Genomic DNA, 1675 nt, shown 5'->3' with positions numbered 1-1675 from the left:
GGCGTACTGGGGCCGGCCCACCAGACGGCGAACCTTCATCGATGTTCCACCCATGAGCACCACCCCCAGCGCATCCGGCCAGGGCATGGGCCTCACCACCAACCGACACCCGAAGGCACCGTGGTGGGAGTGCTCCTTAGAAAGGAGGTGATCCAGCCGCACCTTCCGGTACGGCTACCTTGTTACGACTTAGTCCCAATCGCCAGTCCCACCTTCGACAGCTCCCTCCCACAAGGGGTTGGGCCACCGGCTTCGGGTGTTACCGACTTTCGTGACTTGACGGGCGGTGTGTACAAGGCCCGGGAACGTATTCACCGCAGCGTTGCTGATCTGCGATTACTAGCGACTCCGACTTCATGGGGTCGAGTTGCAGACCCCAATCCGAACTGAGACCGGCTTTTTGGGATTCGCTCCACCTCGCGGCATCGCAGCCCTTTGTACCGGCCATTGTAGCATGCGTGAAGCCCAAGACATAAGGGGCATGATGATTTGACGTCATCCCCACCTTCCTCCGAGTTGACCCCGGCAGTCTCCCATGAGTCCCCGGCACTACCCGCTGGCAACATGGGACGAGGGTTGCGCTCGTTGCGGGACTTAACCCAACATCTCACGACACGAGCTGACGACAACCATGCACCACCTGTACACCGACCTTGCGGGGAGCACATCTCTGCACTTTTCCGGTGTATGTCAAGCCTTGGTAAGGTTCTTCGCGTTGCATCGAATTAATCCGCATGCTCCGCCGCTTGTGCGGGCCCCCGTCAATTTCTTTGAGTTTTAGCCTTGCGGCCGTACTCCCCAGGCGGGGCACTTAATGCGTTTGCTGCGGCACGGAACTCGTGGAATGAGCCCCACACCTAGTGCCCAACGTTTACGGCATGGACTACCAGGGTATCTAATCCTGTTCGCTCCCCATGCTTTCGCTCCTCAGCGTCAGTTGCGGCCCAGTGACCTGCCTTCGCCATCGGTGTTCCTCCTGATATCTGCGCATTCCACCGCTACACCAGGAATTCCAGTCACCCCTACCGCACTCTAGTCTGCCCGTACCCACTGCAAGCCCAAGGTTGAGCCTTAGGTTTTCACAGCAGACGCGACAAACCGCCTACGAGCTCTTTACGCCCAATAATTCCGGACAACGCTTGCGCCCTACGTATTACCGCGGCTGCTGGCACGTAGTTAGCCGGCGCTTCTTCTGCAGGTACCGTCACTTGCGCTTCTTCCCTGCTGAAAGAGGTTTACAACCCGAAGGCCTTCATCCCTCACGCGGCGTCGCTGCATCAGGCTTTCGCCCATTGTGCAATATTCCCCACTGCTGCCTCCCGTAGGAGTCTGGGCCGTGTCTCAGTCCCAGTGTGGCCGGTCGCCCTCTCAGGCCGGCTACCCGTCGTCGCCTTGGTAGGCCATCACCCCACCAACAAGCTGATAGGCCGCGAGCCCATCCCCAACCAAAAAATCTTTCCAGACCACCCCATGCAGGACAGTCTCATATCCGGTATTAGCCACCGTTTCCAGCAGTTATCCCAGAGTCAGGGGCAGGTTACTCACGTGTTACTCACCCGTTCGCCACTGATCACCAGAGCAAGCCCCGGATCACCGTTCGACTTGCATGTGTTAAGCACGCCGCCAGCGTTCGTCCTGAGCCAGAATCAAACTCTCCGTAAATGTCAACATGGCA

At 58.6% G+C, this 1675-nt stretch carries 1 rRNA gene; it reads right to left on the bottom strand.

The features are described from left to right. Positions 1-140 precede the first annotated feature (140 nt). Positions 141-1662, bottom strand: a 16S ribosomal RNA gene (locus CAE01nite_RS17910). Positions 1663-1675 lie beyond the last annotated feature (13 nt).

It is taken from the genome of Cellulomonas aerilata (assembly GCF_007991755.1).
In the GTDB taxonomy this organism is placed as follows: domain Bacteria; phylum Actinomycetota; class Actinomycetes; order Actinomycetales; family Cellulomonadaceae; genus Pengzhenrongella; species Pengzhenrongella aerilata.
The sequence above is the reverse complement of the archived record's forward strand: the minus strand, read 5'-3'. Positions and strand labels throughout refer to the sequence as shown.